Below are 17,559 nucleotides of genomic sequence, written 5' to 3'. Positions count from 1 at the left end.
ACCCATCAATTTTCCCATATATTCCAAGTAATCATTAAGTTATTATGTCACGAAATAAGAAAAAGGGAAAGTGACTAAGCACATTTCCCTACAACTTATGATTCATGATTGTTTAAATTAAATTCTCGTATACCGGTTCGGAATTCTTTAATTTTTCCACCTTTTCTTCTTGACCGGTATCTGCATTAATGAAAATACGGTAGGTATCCTCTTTAATCGTACCGAGAAATTCATAACAAAGAACTTCTTCACCAATATCATTGGTAATTAACGCCTTTCCTTCTTCCATTATTTTTACATTACTGTTGATTTTATCCTTAGCTTCTTTCTCGGATATGTTCGGATTCCCTATTTCCCTGGTTTTGTGTGATTTTAAATACTCATCAGCTGAAAACCCTATAACGGATCCATCATCCAATGCGATTTTGACCTTGACTGAATCTGGATAAATCTTGACCCCATTTTCCGATGTCACGAAATTCAATAATGCGATATTATCGTATTGAGCACTTTCAAATAATTCAAGTGAACTAAAATCATGTTCCTTTAAAAAAGCTTCGGCTTTTGTATAGGCTTGATTCAAATCAATATTTGTTTTGTTCACATCCCTATTATTGATATACCAAATAGGGTAACCGCCTTTTTTGGTCAAATCCATATTCAGTTCAGTATCGGAGTCTTTATCGAGGATGCTCACACTATAAAATCCATAATCGGAACCTTTTCCGTTTTCTTCCACGTTCACCTTCAAATTTTTGCTTTTTGAGTGTGCATAGTTTTTTGCCGTCTCGATTGCTTCTTCCTTCGTAATGGTTTCACCTTGCAAATTTTTGAAGTTTTCATCCCTCTGTTGTGCAGAAGTAAAAGTCGGATTCATCTCATTCGTTTCCCCGTACCCTGATACTTTTTTCTCTACCGTCTTTAAACCATCAATGATCGTGTTATCCGAATTTTCTTTCCCTGATGCAAGAGCCATTTCGACATCCATCCATCTTAAATTATTTTTAAGGACTAGATACTGCACTTTCCTTAACTCGCCCTGGATGTCTCCTGCCTGTGTGTACAAGGATTGCAGAGTCGCATATTCCTTATCATTCAATGGTTCTTTTTCAAGGTCACGTACCGCTGTTTTATAACTGAAATCCGCAATTTTTGATAAAAATTCCTCTGTCTTGTTAAAAGGAAGCAGGGTCAATGGCAACTGCCCGACATCACTTTGGGCTTCGGAAGTGATACGCCAAACATCTGTTAACGCCGGACTTAATGAATACCGTGAATTCATGGCCAAAGTACTGCCGACCTTATCGTGCAATAAATCCACTTGATAGCTTAAATCATGAAAGGCTCGCTGATACGTATTTTCCGCGTTGATTAATACAGCATTTTTTTCCTTATGTTCTTGATAACCCCAGAATGCAGTTCCCGCAACAACTACAACAAGCAGGGCAATCACTATATTCCTGATCATTTCCCTTCACCTCTTTACTTACAAAAGATATGTTTTCCGATTCTTTTAATTTGTTCCCTTGACCAGATCCATTTGCTTGTTGCCGTATCGGGATTAAAGTAATATTCTGCATTACCGCTTGGATCCCACCCATTGATAGCATCCACCACGGCTTCTTTCGCCCTTTCGTTCGGTGTAAGCCAAATCTGTCCATCCGCAACAGCCGTAAACGCCCCAGGTTCAAAAATCACACCCGAAATGGTATTAGGAAATGCAGCACTTTCCACCCTATTCAGGATTACTGCTGCAACGGCAACCTGACCTGTATATGGCTCCCCTCGCGCCTCTCCATAAACGGCATTGGCCATCAACTGTATATCGTTTTGAGAATAACCTCCTGGAAGATTGGCTGATGTCGTTGTTTTGGGAGGGGCCTTTCCGGAAGCGGTCCCTCCATTTCCTTTCGCTTTTACCTGTTGTTCAATGGGGACTCCCCCATAATAGGTGAAATCGTTTCCTTTATTGATCTGCTCATGAACAAATGCTTTATTGAAATTAGACGCATTCGTCAACTTCTGTTTTGTTGTTGTCCCTGCCAAACCATCGATTGGAAGCCCGAAATCTTGTTGAAAGTTTCGAAGTGCCCAATAAGTGCCCCATCCATAGGCTCCATCAATCTTTCCCTTATAGTAACCGATGTTTTGCAGGCGTGCCTGCAGTTCAATTACATCATCTCCAACCGCACCTTTTTGAATGACTTGGCCCGAAAAGGCATTTGTTCTTGTTTCCGGGTAAATTCCGAAACATATAGTTATACACGAAAACAGCAAAAGCCATTTCCATTTTGACGAAATTCCTTTCATCAAAAACACTCCTCTTTTTCTTGAATTAATGTAATTCTATTTTCTTCTTTACTGGCTTTTTTATTCCAAACATAAAAAAAACGGAGCGGGCAAAATATGCCAGCACTCCGTTTTTAATAGTATTCGTCATTTGCTAAGGTAGTGATTTTGTGAAAGTTTTTCTGCGTGAAAGTCAGACAACAAACGTGCTTTCTTTACTTTTTTCATGCCTAACCACCATAGATAAATCATGAATGGCATAATAAAGTACACCCAAAATTTTTGGGAAACTAAAATATAATCATAAACCCCATGTAATGAAATGGGTATGATCAATGCCAACAATAAATAGACCTTATTATTCGAAGGCGAAAACTTCGCCTTGCCCAAATAATATCCCATGATCACTCCGAACAAAGCGTGACTGGATACAGGGAGAACGGCCCTGAGAAAAGCGTGTTCCACCCCGTTGGCCAGCAGGTACAAAATATTCTCCATTGTGGCGAATCCAAGGGAGACTGCAGCTCCGTAAACAATCCCATCATATGGCTCATCGAATGCCACATGCTGATAAATAACATAAATGAGTATGAACCACTTGAAGAATTCCTCAAGCAGTGCAGCCCATAAAAAAGCATTTGCTAAATCAGTATTCAAGATATGTTCGGTTTCGAGTACATACTGTATGAACATAATCGGCAATACAAGAAAAACACCGAATAAAAATGTTTTGACCACAACCGATATCGGTTCGGTTTCATATTGATCTTTCAAATAGAAATAGCTCAGTAGCGCCAATCCTGGCGCGATAGCCGCTGCAAACATGACCAGCATTAGCTGACCCTCTTTTCATCTTCGTTTCCTTAATCGTACCATGGAATGAAGAAAAACTGAATCCAAGAATCAACTCTTCCAAATTTTATTTAATCCTTCAGTACTTAAAGAAGGTCTCATCTATTGTGTTTTCGCTTGCCAGCATGACAGCTAACTTAATTCGTGCCTTCTTGCTGTCATAATCAGCGCCTAATATCACACCGCGTTGTTTTAAATCAAATGCGCTGCCTTCATAATCATAAGCTGGGTACACTTTTCCTTCTTCTGCACTTGTAGTCATGATGATCGTTATTCCTTTATCGAGTGCAGCTTGTATGGAAGTTACCATTACAGGGGTAACTTGTCCCCTACCTACACCCTCGAGCACGATGCCTTTCGCACCGTTTGCAACCGCAGCATCAATAAAGAGGCCGTCAGCGCCTGTATGGCACTTGATGATATCCACCCTTGGGATGCGATTCTTAATATCATAACACTCCCTATGTAAAGGTTTTTGATAGATGCTCACGACATCATTATCAATTATCCCCAAATATCCATAGCCAAAAGATTCAAACCCCTGTAAATTGGAAGCATGAACTTTTTTGACATACTTTGCTGAATAGATCCGCTCATTAAAAACGACCACTACCCCAACATCCCTAATAAGATCACTCGCAGCGCATAATATCGAATTCCTTAGATTGGAATATACATCGGTGCCCACCTCTTGAGGAGAGCGTTGGGAGCCGGTCAATACGATTGGACGTTGATCTTTACTCGTGACATCAAGGAAATATGCCGTTTCTTCAAGTGTATCCGTACCGTGGGTCACGACGATTCCCGTAACTTCAGGATCCTCCAATTCCTTTTGTATGGCTGATTTAAGCTGCTGCATTTTTTCAAAGGACATGGACATGCTTGAAATCTGGAAAAGATCAACCACTTTAACCTCGATATCGCTGGGCAATTCGCAAAGGGATGCCAACTCATGGCCAGTCAATGCACCAGAGGCCAACATACCATTCGCAGTTTCTTTACTGGCAATAGTCCCACCAGTCGTTATTAATGATATTTTTTCCATACGGTAACAGCTCCTCATTTATATAATTCACTTTTCTTTAACAGCTAAATGATAGGCAATCAATCCACCATGAAACCTGCCGTTCTCTATGAAGATTTCGTTCGCATTATTTCCGGCTGCCAGAACCCCTGCAATATAAAGACCTTTAACGTTCGTTTCCATCGTTTCCTCGTTATATGCAGGCCTTCCAGTCTCCTTATCAATAGTAATGCCCATTGAAGCTAAAAAGGAATGGTCAGGATGGTAACCAGTCATTGCAAACACAAAATCATTTTTAATGACTTTTTCCTCATCACCTACATGATAGACGACGCTGTCTTCCGTTATCCTGTCGACATTCGCATTAAATTCCATTTTGATCGTTCCATTGCGGACTAATGATTCGAATTCCGGAAGAATCCAAGGTTTGATACTTGGAGAGTAATCCGATCCTCTATAAAGGACTGAAACCCTTGCTCCTGATTTGACCAATTCCAGAGCTGCATCCACACTTGAGTTTTTGCCACCGATGACTGCAACATCACAATTATAGTAGGGATGGCCCTCCTTGAAGTAATGAAACACTTTAGGGAGCTGTTCACCCGGTATGCACATATAGTTAGGATGATCATAGTATCCGGTCGATATGATCACATGCAGAGCTGCATAGTCCCCTTTCGATGTCTTGACCAAAAACTTCCCATCTTCTCCTTTCTCCACTTTTTCCACTTTTTCGAATTTATTGACCCGCAATTCTTTCCTTCTGACTACTTCCCTATAATAGGCTAGCGCCTGATTGCGGACCGGTTTACGGTTTTCGATTATAAAAGCGACATCACCAATCTCCAGTTTTTCACTCGAACTGAAAAAAGTTTGATGTGTCGGATAACGGTAAATGGAATCAACCACATTTCCTTTTTCAATGATCAGGGACTGTATTCCCACTTCTTTAAGAGCGATCGCAGCAGCCAATCCACAAGGGCCCCCACCTATGATAATGACTTCTTCAACATTCATCTTTTTCCACTGCCTTTCCATGCACTATGTAATACGTTCGTCTAAAAATAAAAACTCCTATCAATACATGATAGGAGTTTTTACAAATCATTTCAATGATAAAGCAATGAACATGATTTTTAACTATATGTTGATACTGATTTGAATCCTTTTAGATCCAGCCACGGAAGCGGGAAGCTTCAGCCATTTTTCTTACGCCAATCATATAAGCCGCCAGTCGCATATCAACGCGTCTTGATTGTGCAAGTTCATAAATGTTATTGAAAGATTTCACAAGGATTTTTTCCAGCTTTTCGTCCACTTCTTCTTCAGACCAGTAATAACCTTGATTATTTTGTACCCATTCGAAGTAAGAAACCGTTACACCGCCAGCAGAAGCAAGCACATCAGGAACAAGAAGGATTCCGCGATCCGTTAGGATTTGCGTCGCTTCAATTGTTGTAGGTCCGTTAGCTGCCTCGACAACGATCGATGCTTTGATATCAGCAGCATTTTCTTCAGTGATTTGGTTTTCAATTGCAGCCGGGACTAAAATATCACATTCCAATTCAAGCAGTTCTTTATTTGAAATTGTGCTTTTAAACAATTTCGTTACGGTTCCGAAACTATCTCTCCGATCGAGAAGATAATCGATATCCAATCCTTCAGGATCATGAAGTGCACCGTATGCATCCGAAATTCCAATAACTTTAGCACCTGCGTCATGCATGAACTTAGCTAAGAAACTACCTGCGTTACCAAAACCTTGAATGACGACCCGCGCCCCTTTAATATCGATCCCGCGTTTCTTGGCAGCTTCATTGATACAGATCGTTACGCCCTTAGCAGTTGCTGATTCACGGCCATGAGAACCACCAAGCACTAGCGGTTTACCCGTAATGAATCCTGGTGAGTTGAATTCATCCATACGGCTGTATTCATCCATCATCCAAGCCATGATTTGAGAATTCGTAAATACATCAGGTGCCGGGATATCTTTAGTCGGCCCCACGATTTGGCTAATTGCTCGAACGTAGCCCCGGCTCAGTCTTTCAAGCTCACGGAATGACATATTACGAGGATCACAAACGATACCGCCTTTACCCCCGCCGTATGGCAAATCTACGATGCCGCATTTCAAACTCATCCAAATGGATAATGCCTTCACTTCACGTTCCGTTACATTAGGGTGAAAACGGATACCACCTTTTGTAGGCCCAACAGCATCGTTATGCTGTGCACGGTAACCCGTGAAAATTTTAACCGAGCCATCATCCATGCGGACAGGTATCTTCACCGTCAATAAACGCAAAGGTTCCTTCAACAGCTCAAAAACTTCTTCCGGGTAACCCAGCTTATCCAAAGCTTTATGTATTACAGTTTGGGTTGACCTCAGTACGTCGTGTTTTTCTTCTTCATTTACATGGCTATTGCCTTTTGCCGATTCCATTAAAAGTACCTCCTAGAAAATCTCATCCATATATAAAATTATAATGTACAAATAGTCCTCTTCATGTGCTAGTATACACCTTCGTTACATTTATGCAAGAGTAAAAATGGGAATTTAAAAGTTGGAAATATTCTAAAAATGAAAACGTTATCATATCAACTGATTTCTTACACTTTTACCCTATATCTTCTTCGGCCGAAAGTTGAGACAAAAAAAGGCAAACCACATTTTTTTACCATAATGTGGCTGCCTGGACTCATTTGTTTTACATCAGCTAAAATGTGTGAGCAAAACATGTATCGCTTCATTTTCGATTATACATGTTCCATATTCATTGATGCGGCTGAGTGTCAATGTAGATGCATGGCCATACTCAGCCGCTAAAGATATGACCGTGTCATAAGTCGTGTCTTTAACATTTTCGATAAGTAAATAGTATCTACCCTCAAAATGATAAAGGGTACTTTTAAGCAAACCTTGAAAAGATAATCTATGAGATAATTGGACGATATCTTCAAAGTCATCGAAAACATACAGAATATGGGGGAAGTCATCAATCTTCACCTGTAAATCCAAGAATTCCTCTTCGTCTGCCAATAGTTCCTCTTCTTCCTTTGTCACAATGATTATCAACCCTTGCGCAGGCAAGGAGAAAATTTCGATTGCAATGGAGCCACTCATTTTAAAGCTGAGTTCTTCGCACGCTTCTTCGACCATATCCTGAAATAGCTTGTGGACCTTCAAGGAATTCCCTAAAATATCTTCTTTCGTTATGCCTCTATCAATTAAATCATCAAGGGTCAAAAAAATCTTGATTTTATTATTAGTTAATCGTTCCAGCTTCATAAAAAAATGCCCCCTGGTTACCATCTTCATACATCATATGAAGCCTTGGTCGCAGGGTGCATATCCATTATTTCTCCTAAGAGGGCCGGCAGCTAACCTTTCAGCCACTCCTCCCATTTCATTTGCGTGTCCCCCATTAAGACTCCGCTGAAGGCAGTTCGGTCTTCTTCAGAAATAAGGCTGAGGGCCGCACCGCCAAGACCCACCTTCAAATCCGGGAAATCCTTTGTTAACGCTTCAACCAGCTTAAATGTTTCAGCAAGATTCTCTGTCAGTGAACATGACATGAATAGGTAAGAGGGCTTTATGATGTTTAAAACGGTGAAAAGGTCCTTATCAGCAATGGATTCTCCTAAATAAATGGTTTCATACCCTTTCCGCTTTAAAAAAATGGTAAAGATTAATAGTCCAAATTCATGTTTTTCACCGGGAGCACAAACGGTAAGGGCTTTCGGAAGAAAACCATTAGTCGGAATTGTATGCATAACTGAACTGATCCTGGATTTTATTATGTTCGACGCAAAGTGTTCATGAGCGGAAGTAATTTCTCCCCTTTCCCACTTATCCCCAATCCGAACCAATATTGAACCGAGTACATCAACTATGGTTTGTTCGATTGTATACATACTGAATGCTTGGCCTATCAGCATATGGGCTTTATTTTCATTGAAATTCAATAGAGCTTCGATTAATTCATCCGATAACTTAATCGCTTGCTCATCCTTACGGTTCGTTTCTGGAACTCCAGGCGCTAGAGTGCCAGTACTTTCGAGAAGTGAAACGGCTTGGCTTATAGTAAAACCTTGCTTTGTTTTATTAATGAGCCACTTAAGGATTTGCAGATGTTTTTCAGTATACAGCCGGTGCCCCGATTCATTCCTGACAGGTTCGATGAATTTATAGCGCCTTTCCCATGCCCTAAGGGTTCCCGACTGAATGTCCAGCAGTTTTGAAACTGCCTTTATATTATATTTACCTTCTTGCATGGTTTTACAAGGCCTCCAATAACTGTACGATCATTTGATGAAATTATAGTGGATTTTTCAAGGTCTTAAAATAGCGGTATTCTCGATAAAAAGCAGCTTAATAGGTTTTTTCCACAGCTTCGCCTATTTCAGTCTCTGTACCCCTTTTCAGGGTGAAGAGGTGCGTTTCCGGCTTAGCTTCAAGCCTTAAAGGCACTGCGCTTGTCCCATAGCCATTACTCGTCATATATATACAGTCCTCCTCTTTTTTAATGCTTCCGATCTGATAGGGCCCGAATCCGAATATGCGAATCTGCCCGCCATGGGTGTGACCTGACAGGACAAGACTAATATGGTGTTCCGGAGTCAACTGTTTCTTGACCAAAGGATTATGGCTCACCAAAATCCGGAAATCCTCATTCCCGCAATCCGACAGGGCAAGGTCAAGCCTATCACGTTCTTCCGATATATCATCAATGCCCAGAAGAGCGATTTGGCTGCCATTTTGAGACTCAAAAGAAACAGCTGTATTATCAAGGATCTTCACACCATGTTTCAAAAGAGTTGCATCCAGTTCATGGAAGTCTCCTTCATAATCATTATTACCCCAAACAAAATAAAGGGGACCTAGTTCTTTTAGTTTCAATATATTTTTTTCCACACGTTCTAAGGGGACCCCGCTTTCCCTAATGTCACCGCCGATAATCACCAAATCTGCATTGTCACGTGTTTCCTCGATCAATTTATCCGCAACGATCCGCCGATGAATATCGGATATAAAAAAAATCCGCACATCGCCAAAGCCTTCAGGGAAGTCTTTGAAATATAGGTCTTGGGAAATCACCCTATCTTGCATAGCCGTACGCCACATGTAAAAGATCGTGGCAAATGACAGCAGAATGATGATTAAAAATAATCCAGATAACCATAACATCTTAGTTAAACCTTCTTTCCATCCTTATCCAAACGTACTTTCATATAACCATAAAACGATATTACCCGCAATTAAATATGATTTAACGCATTCATCATTTATTTTCATGATATAAGTTAATATCATAATTCTTCTTCATCATTTCAAAAACCTTATGGCGATTTTTCCATTCTTCCTCTTTTTCCCACAATTGCTTACTTTTATTGATGATTTCACAGCGTAGCAGTTGAAACTCCTTTTCAGCTTTATCTAGCTTTTTTTTAATTAAAACCATATATCCATATAGACCAATCGCCGCCGCCAAATAAAGGAAATGGCTAAAATGGTCGACGAAAACACTAAACATACTGAAAAAGGAATAGGAATAGGGTACAACGATATAAAAATAAAGATAAATCATAAAAAGGGCAGCAACAATCATGGTTGCCCATAAGCTTTGAAGGTGCTTCTTTTTAAGTGCCTCGAATTTTTTCTTCCGATCCACGACATTTTGCAGCATTTGTTTTGTTGCTTGATCCGTTTTCTCATCCAATAAAATGATTGTCGATTCCATCGCATTTCCTCCTCTGCTCTTACAAATCATGATATGAAAGAGTAGAGGAAAAAATGATAATGTACCTGTCACGTTTGCCTTCATACTTAACCAAGTCAAACAATTTTAAAAACACCCTGCCTATAAAGACAGAGTGCCATCGTTATTTCTTGATCGGAATTTTCAATACCTGACCTTTGGAGATTTCATTGCCATTCAGCCCATTCCACTCCTTGATCAGAGCAATCCCTTCCTGTGATTTGTAGTAATTCATCGAAATGCGAAATAGTGTTTCTTCACCTTGAACAGTATGTAAGACAACTTTGTATCCCTCTTTATCCGGTTTCGCGGCTTGAACATTTTCGGCAGCCTTTTTCTTTTCTGCTGCTGCCTTCTTTGCTTTTTCGTCAGCTATTTGCTGTGCTTTGGCCTTTTCCTCAGCTTCTTGCTGCGCTTTGGCCTTTTCCTCGGCTTCTTGCTGCGCTTTGGCTTTTTCCTCGGCTTCTTGCTGCGCTTTGGCTTTTTCCTCGGCTTCTTGCTGCGCTTTGGCCTTTTCTTCAGCTTCTTCTTTTTCCTTCTCCGCTTCAGCCTTTGCCGACTCTTTTTCCTTTAAACCCTCTGCCGTTGCTGTAGTGGGAATCGATCCTTTATCTTCCTCTTTTAAGACTACTTGGTCACTTTCATTAACTGGTAAAGGCCTATCCTGAAGATATGTATAAAGGCTGTAAAATCCAATTGGTAGCAAAATAAAAAATAACGCTAATAATTGTATCATTGGAAGTTTAATCTTCACTTTACTTTTTTTCTTTTTATTCTGGTGGACTTTGCTCCGCTTGGGCAATGATGACTTAGCCTTCTGACGTTCAATTCGCGAACGTAGTTCACCAGCCTGATCATTTTCTTTTTCATTCTTTTGCACCCGGCTCATTCAAGTCACCCCCTTTCTTGCTAAACCCTCTTTGCTTTTTGTTCCTGATTATAATGCCAAGGATAAAGTCAATCAAAAAGTGGGCCGTTATCGTCACGATGATATTATTAGTCATTTCAAATAAAAAACCGATAAAGAAGCTCAAAACCAAAACATTTAAAAATAAAAACCAATTAAAAAGGTAACGATAATGAACGGCTGCAAAAATGAGGCTCGTAAGAAGCAAACCAAAATGTGTTTGCAACACTCCACGGAATAATACTTCTTCACTTACCGCTACCACTAAAGCTACGATAAAAATCATCGGGTAAGACAAATTACTGAAAATGCGTTCGTTAATACCGCCATCATCCTGATAGGAAGATGGTGTCACTTTCATAAGCAATATGTCAAATAACACGACAATGACTCCAGCGGGAATTCCAATCAGCAAAATATTCAGGTCATCAAAGATAAATAAGTCGAAAAAAGCAGAACGGTCTTTAAATAAAATAATACCTAAAAAGATGGCTAACGTTAAGAGAATAATTTGTGTAAGAAACAAATTATATAGCAACTGTTTATCTGTAAGTTGTTTAATTAATTCAGCTTGCTTATTTTTCATTGCCATTTTCCTTCTTTAATAAGATATAAGCCAATTCCTTTTTCCAATTGGAAAAGGAATTGACCGGATCCACCTTGACTTCCGGCCATACATCAGCCATTTTTTCGGCATCCATCCCACAGATATCACAGCAGATGGGGTTCACTTCCCGATGCTTTTCTCCAAAGTAGTCCAGTATCCCTAAACGGCGACATTCCTGTGCATATATCCAGTGAAGGAATTTATGCAGCTTTTCTTGATTCCTGGATTTCCTCTTTTGACAATATTCTTTCATCCCTGCCACTTGATTCTGATTATTGCCAGTAATGAACTGGGTAAAAAAACGGAGCTGGATTTCGTTCAACGAAAAGGATTGCGACAGCTGTTCTTTTTCTGAAAGGGTCAAATTCGCCAGATTCTTTTGTGTTGCATTAAGGAAAGAACATACACCATCGATTTGCGAATCCGTAGGCAACTGTTGCTCTATCAAATGCAGGGGAAGCCCTTCATCCCCTTCGCTATATAATAAGACAGCCACACTTTGTTTCCGATCTCGTCCCGCCCTGCCTATCTCCTGCAGATATGCTTCCATCGTGGACGGGATATGAAAATGGATAACATATCTGACATCCGATTTATTCACACCCATTCCAAAAGCACTTGTTGCGCATATAATTTTCAACTGGCCGGAAATGAATTGCTGCTGAATGAGCATCCTTTGTTCCTGTTCCATTCCACCGTGATAATAATTGACACTATCAATCCCGTTATCCTGTAAAAAACCAGCGACCGATTCCGCCACTTTTTTAGAGGAAAAATAAATGATTCCGCTTCCGGTAAATTTCCTGACAAGCTCCAGCACACGGGCTAGCTTCTCATCGTAGCTGAACATTCGCTCGACAATTATGGCAATATTTTCACGATCTACGGATGAGACCATTTCCTTGACCTGTCCAATGTTGAGTTTGACAACGATGTCCCTCCGGACCTCATCGGTTGCAGTTGCTGTCAGGGCAAGAGTCAACGGATTGTTCAGTTCACGCCTCACTTCCCCTAAATTCAAATAATCCGGACGGAAATCGTACCCCCATTGTGAAATGCAGTGTGCTTCGTCTATGACGAACAAACCTATTTCTATGGATTTCAAGGATTTTATCACATCATCGATGCTCAGCATTTCAGGAGATAAAAAGATGAAACGATAACTATGTAACCTATCGAAAGCTTTCCTTTTTTGATTAAGCGTCAAAAAAGAGTTGAGGGTCAATACACTTTTTTCTCCACTCATCTTCAGCTGATCTGCTTGATCCTGCATTAAAGATAATAAGGGGGAGACAATTAGGACAGTCTTATTTAAAAGATAAGCCGGCAGCTGATAACATAATGATTTACCTGATCCGGTCGGGAGCATCGCTAAGGTATGACGGCCGGTCATCAATGATTCAACCACTTCCTTTTGACCAGGACGGAATTCATCAAATCCGAATTTTTCTTTGAGGACTCGTTCTATATTCATCATCTCTCACCTATTTTCGCAAGTACAAGTCTTATTTGGAAAAAGCTTATTTGTTTATTATCGACCATCTGCTTGATAGCTTTAAGCTTTTTCGTACCAAGTTCCTTAATAGCTTCAGCAATTTCCCTCTCATCCTCGATTGTCACATATTCGGAAATCGGAAAATCTTTTTCCGATAAAACAATTTCTACGAGGTGATCTTCGATGGTGTTGACTTTCAATCTGCGGATTTCAGCTATTTCACCGAGATTTTTCCCTTCCTGGATGTATCGTAAAGTAGTCTTTGTAGATTGTGTCAAATGAGGATTACCACTTCTTTTCCAATCATTGGTTAATGAGGACAAGAGAGGATAATCCTTTCCCGTTTCCATTTCTGCAAGCATTTGATGCAATGAGTCAAGGAATGTATAGCGAACATACTCTTCTTCTACATCTTTCCTTTTTGCAATCTGTTCAAACGTAAGTCCAATCCTGTTTATCCCTGTTATTTTCAAAATGAAAATGTCTCGTTTCATATCACTTTGATTTTCTAAAAGAGATATCAGTTCATCATATAGATGTTGGGCAATCAACGCTCGATCCTGACGATTGGCATGTAAAAATTCCTTTACGAAGAATTGGATTTTGGGATTTCGTTGTATCGGATAAAAACGTCTTTCATTGTGGACAATATGGGATATGGTTTGAATGAGTAAGTTTAACCTCCCCCAGAAAACAGGGGTTATATTGTGATACTTCCAACCATTTAAATACGCCGGAAAAGGATGACTTTTAAAGTAATCGTCCAACATTCCCTCTCCTTGCATACTAATTTCATATGCATCTGGTTTATCCGTTAAATTAATCATGTCATGCTTAAGTAAATGTTCAATGTTTTGATTTAATTGCTGACGGGTAAATCGAGGTATTGTCCCAAAAATATCCGTTAACCCGAATAAGTGGGCATCTTGGATTGTTTGTGACGATTTCTTACCTTGCAGCATATGGTATATAGCATAAATGGAGCGCTCACCTTGAAATTTTTTTATCGCATATAGAATGATGGCCTGTAGATAATTATTCATGGGACTCACATCCTTGTTTCATTTAACCAATAAACCCATTGTAACAAAAAACTGCAAAAACCGCCGTTATTATTGATGAATACAACGGAAATTATGTGACTAAATGACGAAACATGGAAGGAACCAAGTTAATTATTTCGATGTTTTTCGTTGACATTCAGCTACATGATAGTTATTATCAATACAATTTCTATTGAAAAGTTTGGCATTCGGTCTTACAATAAGAAAGAGATAATAATCTGAAATAAAAAGATTATCAGTTGTTAATCAACTTAGGAGGGGTTATATTCATGGCTAAATTTACTATTGTGGATAAAGAAACATGCATAGCTTGTGGGGCTTGCGGAGCAGCGGCACCAGATATATACGATTATGATGACGAAGGGATTGCATTTGTTACCCTTGACGATAACGAGGGAATCGTTGAAATTCCAGATGTACTTATAGACGACATGATGGATGCATTTGAAGGATGCCCAACGGATTCCATTAAAGTTGCTGACGAGGCATTTGACGGAGATGCACTAAAATTCGAATAAAGTTACAAGCCATTTTCAATCGAGAATGGCTTTTCTTTTGGTCAATGTCGCATTACAACTTCTCGGCCAAAAAAACAGACATAAAAACAACCGGATATGGATATCCGGTTGTTTTTTATTTCTATCGTCAATGCCATTAAGCATTTTTATATAATGTTTGCTTATTGATCCATGTCTGCAATTTAATGAACAGCAACATGAATACAGATGTGATGAGCACGCCTTTAATCACGTTGAAAGGCAAGATTGCCGTCGTAACGAACTTTCTTGACTCGGGCGCCGACATGGCATCCCACCCCATAAAGAAGGTATAAGCCGGTAAAAAAACAAAATAGTTTAAAACGCTCATGAATACTGCCATGGAGACTGTTCCCGCAAGTAAGGCGAACGTCATCCCTTTTTTTGAATTGATTTTCTGAAATACATAATAAGTTGGCAACACAAACAGTATTCCGGCTATAAAGTTAGCGATATGCCCCACAGGCACAGCAGTCAAGGTCCCTGTCATGACTAAATCCAATAGGTTTTTAATGAACTCGACTAGAATTCCAGCCATCGGACCAAAAATCAATGCCGCCATCAGTGCTGGGATGTCGCTAAAATCAACATTGAGAAAAGACGGGAATCCTGGAAACGGGAAATTTAAAAGCATCAATAAATAAGAAATGCTTCCCATCATGGCAAGAGTGACCGTTTTTTTCACTTTGTTCTTTTTCATAGTTCTCTCTCCTTCTTTTCCGATCTACCTGAAAAAGAGGTTAGGGTTCCAAAATATGTTGATGCTCAATAAAAAACCTTTAATTCCAATAGAATTAAAGGGATAAATTAAAGGTTACATCAAACAAACGTTCAGCAAATAACTGTTGAAACGCACTCAGGAACCTCCATCTTCTCCCATCCAGACTATACTGTCGGCTTTGGAATCACACCAAATCCTGCCTTGTAAGGCTCGCGGGCTTAGAAGAAGAAATTCCTTCATCACCGCCGGTGGGGAATTGCGCCCCGCCCCGAAGATAGACCTATAAAATTTTTTATACTTCCCATTATATCTGAAATACCTTTTTTTTGATAGCATTTTTTCTCATTTGATGCATTTAGGAAGAATATCGAACGCAGTGAACGGCTTAAAAAAAATGCCGGATTTACAATATGACAATTCGAAAATTTTTCGCAAAAGAATATGAAGCTATTTATATCGCGACATTAAACAAATGATCAGATGAAAATCTTTTGTTTAAGCGCTTTCATTCAGATAAGCCAAATTGACATAATCAGCATTTCAATTGTAAAATTAACTGAAATTTAAGATAATTTTTCCTAGGAAGGTGTTTAGACGTGTATCGGATTTTAGTAGCAGACGCCATTAAACCAGAAGGACTCGGACCGCTTTCAGTGGCACCCAATATTCATCTCATTCAGAAGACCGTAAAGGAAGCTGCAAACGAACTTGATCAGATCGATGCAATTCTCGTGAGAAGTGCAACAAAGGTTTCGGAAAATTTAATGAACCGTATGCCGCAGTTAAAAATTATAGCACGCGCTGGTGTCGGAGTTGATAACATAGACATCCCCGCGGCGACAAAACGCGGGATTGTCGTGGTTAATGCACCTGACGGCAACACCATTTCAACAGCTGAACATACATTCGCGATGATGGCATCATTAATGCGCCACATTCCACAAGCTTATGCCTCACTGAAAAATGGGGAGTGGAAACGTTCTTCATATACGGGAACTGAACTTCGTGGTAAGACATTAGGCATAGTTGGCTTTGGACGTATCGGAGGGGAAATTGCCAAACGTGCTAAAGTGTTTGGCATGGATGTCATTGTCTATGACCCGTTCCTGACTGTCGATCGTGCAAAGAAAATGTCCGTAACGGCCCTGCCGTTAGATGAATTGCTTCCTAAAGCAGACATCATTACTGTTCATACACCACTAACGAATGAAACTAGAGGATTAATTAATAAAGAAAAACTGCTTACCTGTAAAAAAGGGGTCTATCTACTGAACTGCGCCCGTGGTGGAATTCTAGACGAAGATGATTTATATGAAATGTTAGTTGAAGGGCATGTTGCAGGGGCGGCACTGGACGTTTTCGTCGAAGAACCTCCACTTGGCCATAAACTGCTTGAACTGGATAGCGTCATTGCTACACCGCATCTAGGTGCTTCCACGAAAGAAGCCCAATTAAATGTCGCCGTACAGGTTGCCCAAGAAGTATTGACCTATTTCGAAGGAAATCCAGTCTCAAGTTCAATCAATCTTCCAGCCATATCTAAGGAAGTGTTTGAAAAGGTACAGCCATTCCATCAACTTGTTCAGCAAATGGGATCCATTGCTTCTCAGTGCTTGAATGAAGGAATTCAGGAAATCTCCGTTACATATGCAGGAGAATCTTTGGATTTCGATACAGCGATTCTTACAAAAAGTCTAATCTCTGGCTTTTTAAGATCAAGAATTGATGCATCAGTCAATGAAGTGAATGCCTTATTGATTGCAAAAGAGCGTGGCATAACCGTTGGTGAAAAAATCTCTACGGACTCTTTAGGTTACTCGAATTTGATCAGCCTTAAAGTAAAAGGTGACAACCGTGAATTAACAATAAGTGGGACGTATATCGAAAATTACGGTTCTCGTATTGTAAGTTTTAATGGTTTCAAAATCGACTTTCATCCGGAATCGAATTTACTTTATATCCAGCATACCGATAAACCTGGTGTAATCGGTAACGTAGGTAAGGTCCTGGGTGATCACGGTGTGAATATCGCCACCATGCAGGTTGGCCGAAAAAAAGCTGGCGGGGAAGCCATCATGGTTTTGAGCTTCGATTTACCATTAGAAGACAACATGAAACAGTTTTTAATGGAAACAGAAGAAATTACATTCATGGCCCGTATTTCATTATAAGAAGAAAAAAAGTGCCCGTCAGCGCGGGCACTTTTTCTGTTAGTGCAAGAGGGAATTTGCCAACCGTAGGCAGGATGTTCATAATCACACCATCATATGGCACCCCCCCTCATTTAGTATTTAGCTCCTGT

17 protein-coding genes and 1 riboswitch are annotated in these 17,559 nt (G+C 39.9%); of the genes, 2 read left to right on the top strand and 15 right to left on the bottom strand.

The window, feature by feature from the left end; all coding sequences use genetic code 11:
• Positions 1-112: 112 nt before the first annotated feature.
• The 14 genes from ypeB to ACIQ0C_RS02885 all read right to left on the bottom strand — a co-directional run bounded on the left by ypeB (position 113) and on the right by ACIQ0C_RS02885 (position 13,979).
• Positions 113-1,468 (bottom strand): germination protein YpeB, encoded by a 1,356-nt coding sequence (gene ypeB, locus ACIQ0C_RS02950; RefSeq protein WP_403056694.1) that lies wholly within the window; start codon positions 1,466-1,468, stop codon positions 113-115.
• A 14-nt stretch (positions 1,469-1,482) separates the two neighbouring features.
• The gene (sleB, locus tag ACIQ0C_RS02945; RefSeq protein WP_402839901.1) at positions 1,483-2,310 is read right to left on the bottom strand and encodes a spore cortex-lytic enzyme; all 828 of its coding nucleotides are present in this window, start codon (positions 2,308-2,310) and stop codon (positions 1,483-1,485) included.
• A gap of 126 nt (positions 2,311-2,436) precedes the next feature.
• Positions 2,437-3,123, bottom strand: coding sequence for a glutamic-type intramembrane protease PrsW (gene prsW, locus ACIQ0C_RS02940; RefSeq protein ID WP_403056691.1), 687 nt, complete (start codon positions 3,121-3,123; stop codon positions 2,437-2,439).
• 97 nt (positions 3,124-3,220) lie between these two features.
• Positions 3,221-4,186: an asparaginase gene (locus ACIQ0C_RS02935; RefSeq protein ID WP_403056688.1), complete on the bottom strand. Its 966-nt coding sequence runs from the start codon at positions 4,184-4,186 to the stop codon at positions 3,221-3,223.
• A 27-nt stretch (positions 4,187-4,213) separates the two neighbouring features.
• Positions 4,214-5,182 carry a YpdA family putative bacillithiol disulfide reductase gene (locus ACIQ0C_RS02930; protein WP_402839893.1) on the bottom strand — a complete coding sequence of 323 codons (969 nt, stop codon included), beginning with the start codon at positions 5,180-5,182 and terminating at the stop codon, positions 4,214-4,216.
• A gap of 151 nt (positions 5,183-5,333) precedes the next feature.
• Entirely contained in the window at positions 5,334-6,611 is a 1,278-nt protein-coding gene (locus tag ACIQ0C_RS02925) for a Glu/Leu/Phe/Val family dehydrogenase (RefSeq protein ID WP_048681753.1), read from the bottom strand.
• Positions 6,612-6,881: 270 nt separating this feature from the next.
• Entirely contained in the window at positions 6,882-7,457 is a 576-nt protein-coding gene (locus ACIQ0C_RS02920) for a genetic competence negative regulator (protein WP_095389680.1), read from the bottom strand.
• A 92-nt stretch (positions 7,458-7,549) separates the two neighbouring features.
• Positions 7,550-8,443, bottom strand: coding sequence for a MerR family transcriptional regulator (locus ACIQ0C_RS02915; RefSeq protein ID WP_403056685.1), 894 nt, complete (start codon positions 8,441-8,443; stop codon positions 7,550-7,552).
• A 97-nt stretch (positions 8,444-8,540) separates the two neighbouring features.
• The gene (locus tag ACIQ0C_RS02910) at positions 8,541-9,356 is read right to left on the bottom strand and encodes a metallophosphoesterase (protein WP_403056682.1); all 816 of its coding nucleotides are present in this window, start codon (positions 9,354-9,356) and stop codon (positions 8,541-8,543) included.
• A 94-nt stretch (positions 9,357-9,450) separates the two neighbouring features.
• Positions 9,451-9,909 (bottom strand): YpbF family protein, encoded by a 459-nt coding sequence (locus tag ACIQ0C_RS02905; RefSeq protein ID WP_403056679.1) that lies wholly within the window; start codon positions 9,907-9,909, stop codon positions 9,451-9,453.
• 142 nt (positions 9,910-10,051) lie between these two features.
• Positions 10,052-10,816 carry a LysM peptidoglycan-binding domain-containing protein gene (locus ACIQ0C_RS02900; protein ID WP_403056676.1) on the bottom strand — a complete coding sequence of 255 codons (765 nt, stop codon included), beginning with the start codon at positions 10,814-10,816 and terminating at the stop codon, positions 10,052-10,054.
• Entirely contained in the window at positions 10,794-11,420 is a 627-nt protein-coding gene (locus ACIQ0C_RS02895; RefSeq protein ID WP_402839878.1) for a CPBP family intramembrane glutamic endopeptidase, read from the bottom strand. The genes ACIQ0C_RS02900 and ACIQ0C_RS02895 overlap by 23 nt, the downstream gene beginning before the upstream one ends.
• On the bottom strand, positions 11,410-12,915 hold the full coding sequence (locus tag ACIQ0C_RS02890) for a RecQ family ATP-dependent DNA helicase (RefSeq protein ID WP_403056673.1): 1,506 nt from the start codon (positions 12,913-12,915) through the stop codon (positions 11,410-11,412). Before ACIQ0C_RS02890 ends, ACIQ0C_RS02895 begins: the two co-directional genes overlap by 11 nt.
• Positions 12,915-13,979, bottom strand: coding sequence for a YpbB family protein (locus tag ACIQ0C_RS02885; protein ID WP_403056670.1), 1,065 nt, complete (start codon positions 13,977-13,979; stop codon positions 12,915-12,917). Before ACIQ0C_RS02885 ends, ACIQ0C_RS02890 begins: the two co-directional genes overlap by 1 nt.
• Positions 13,980-14,269: 290 nt before the next feature.
• On the opposite strand from ACIQ0C_RS02885, the gene ACIQ0C_RS02880 reads away from it, so the two are divergent.
• Positions 14,270-14,518, top strand: coding sequence for a ferredoxin (locus ACIQ0C_RS02880; protein WP_034308087.1), 249 nt, complete (start codon positions 14,270-14,272; stop codon positions 14,516-14,518).
• 136 nt (positions 14,519-14,654) lie between these two features.
• Here ACIQ0C_RS02880 and ACIQ0C_RS02875 read toward each other — a convergent pair whose 3' ends face one another.
• Positions 14,655-15,236, bottom strand: a complete 582-nt coding sequence (locus ACIQ0C_RS02875) for an ECF transporter S component (RefSeq protein ID WP_403056667.1) — start codon at positions 15,234-15,236, stop codon at positions 14,655-14,657.
• Between the two features lie 164 nt (positions 15,237-15,400).
• A riboswitch (FMN riboswitch) is annotated at positions 15,401-15,537 on the bottom strand.
• Between the two features lie 316 nt (positions 15,538-15,853).
• Between ACIQ0C_RS02875 and serA the strand changes: the two genes are divergently transcribed.
• Complete coding sequence (gene serA / locus ACIQ0C_RS02870) at positions 15,854-17,428, top strand: phosphoglycerate dehydrogenase (protein ID WP_403056664.1); 1,575 nt, start codon at positions 15,854-15,856, stop codon at positions 17,426-17,428.
• Positions 17,429-17,559 lie beyond the last annotated feature (131 nt).

It is taken from the genome of Peribacillus sp. NPDC096448 (genome assembly GCF_044762675.1).
GTDB lineage: Bacteria > Bacillota > Bacilli > Bacillales > DSM-1321 > Peribacillus > Peribacillus frigoritolerans_B.
The sequence above is the reverse complement of the archived record's forward strand: the minus strand, read 5'-3'. Positions and strand labels throughout refer to the sequence as shown.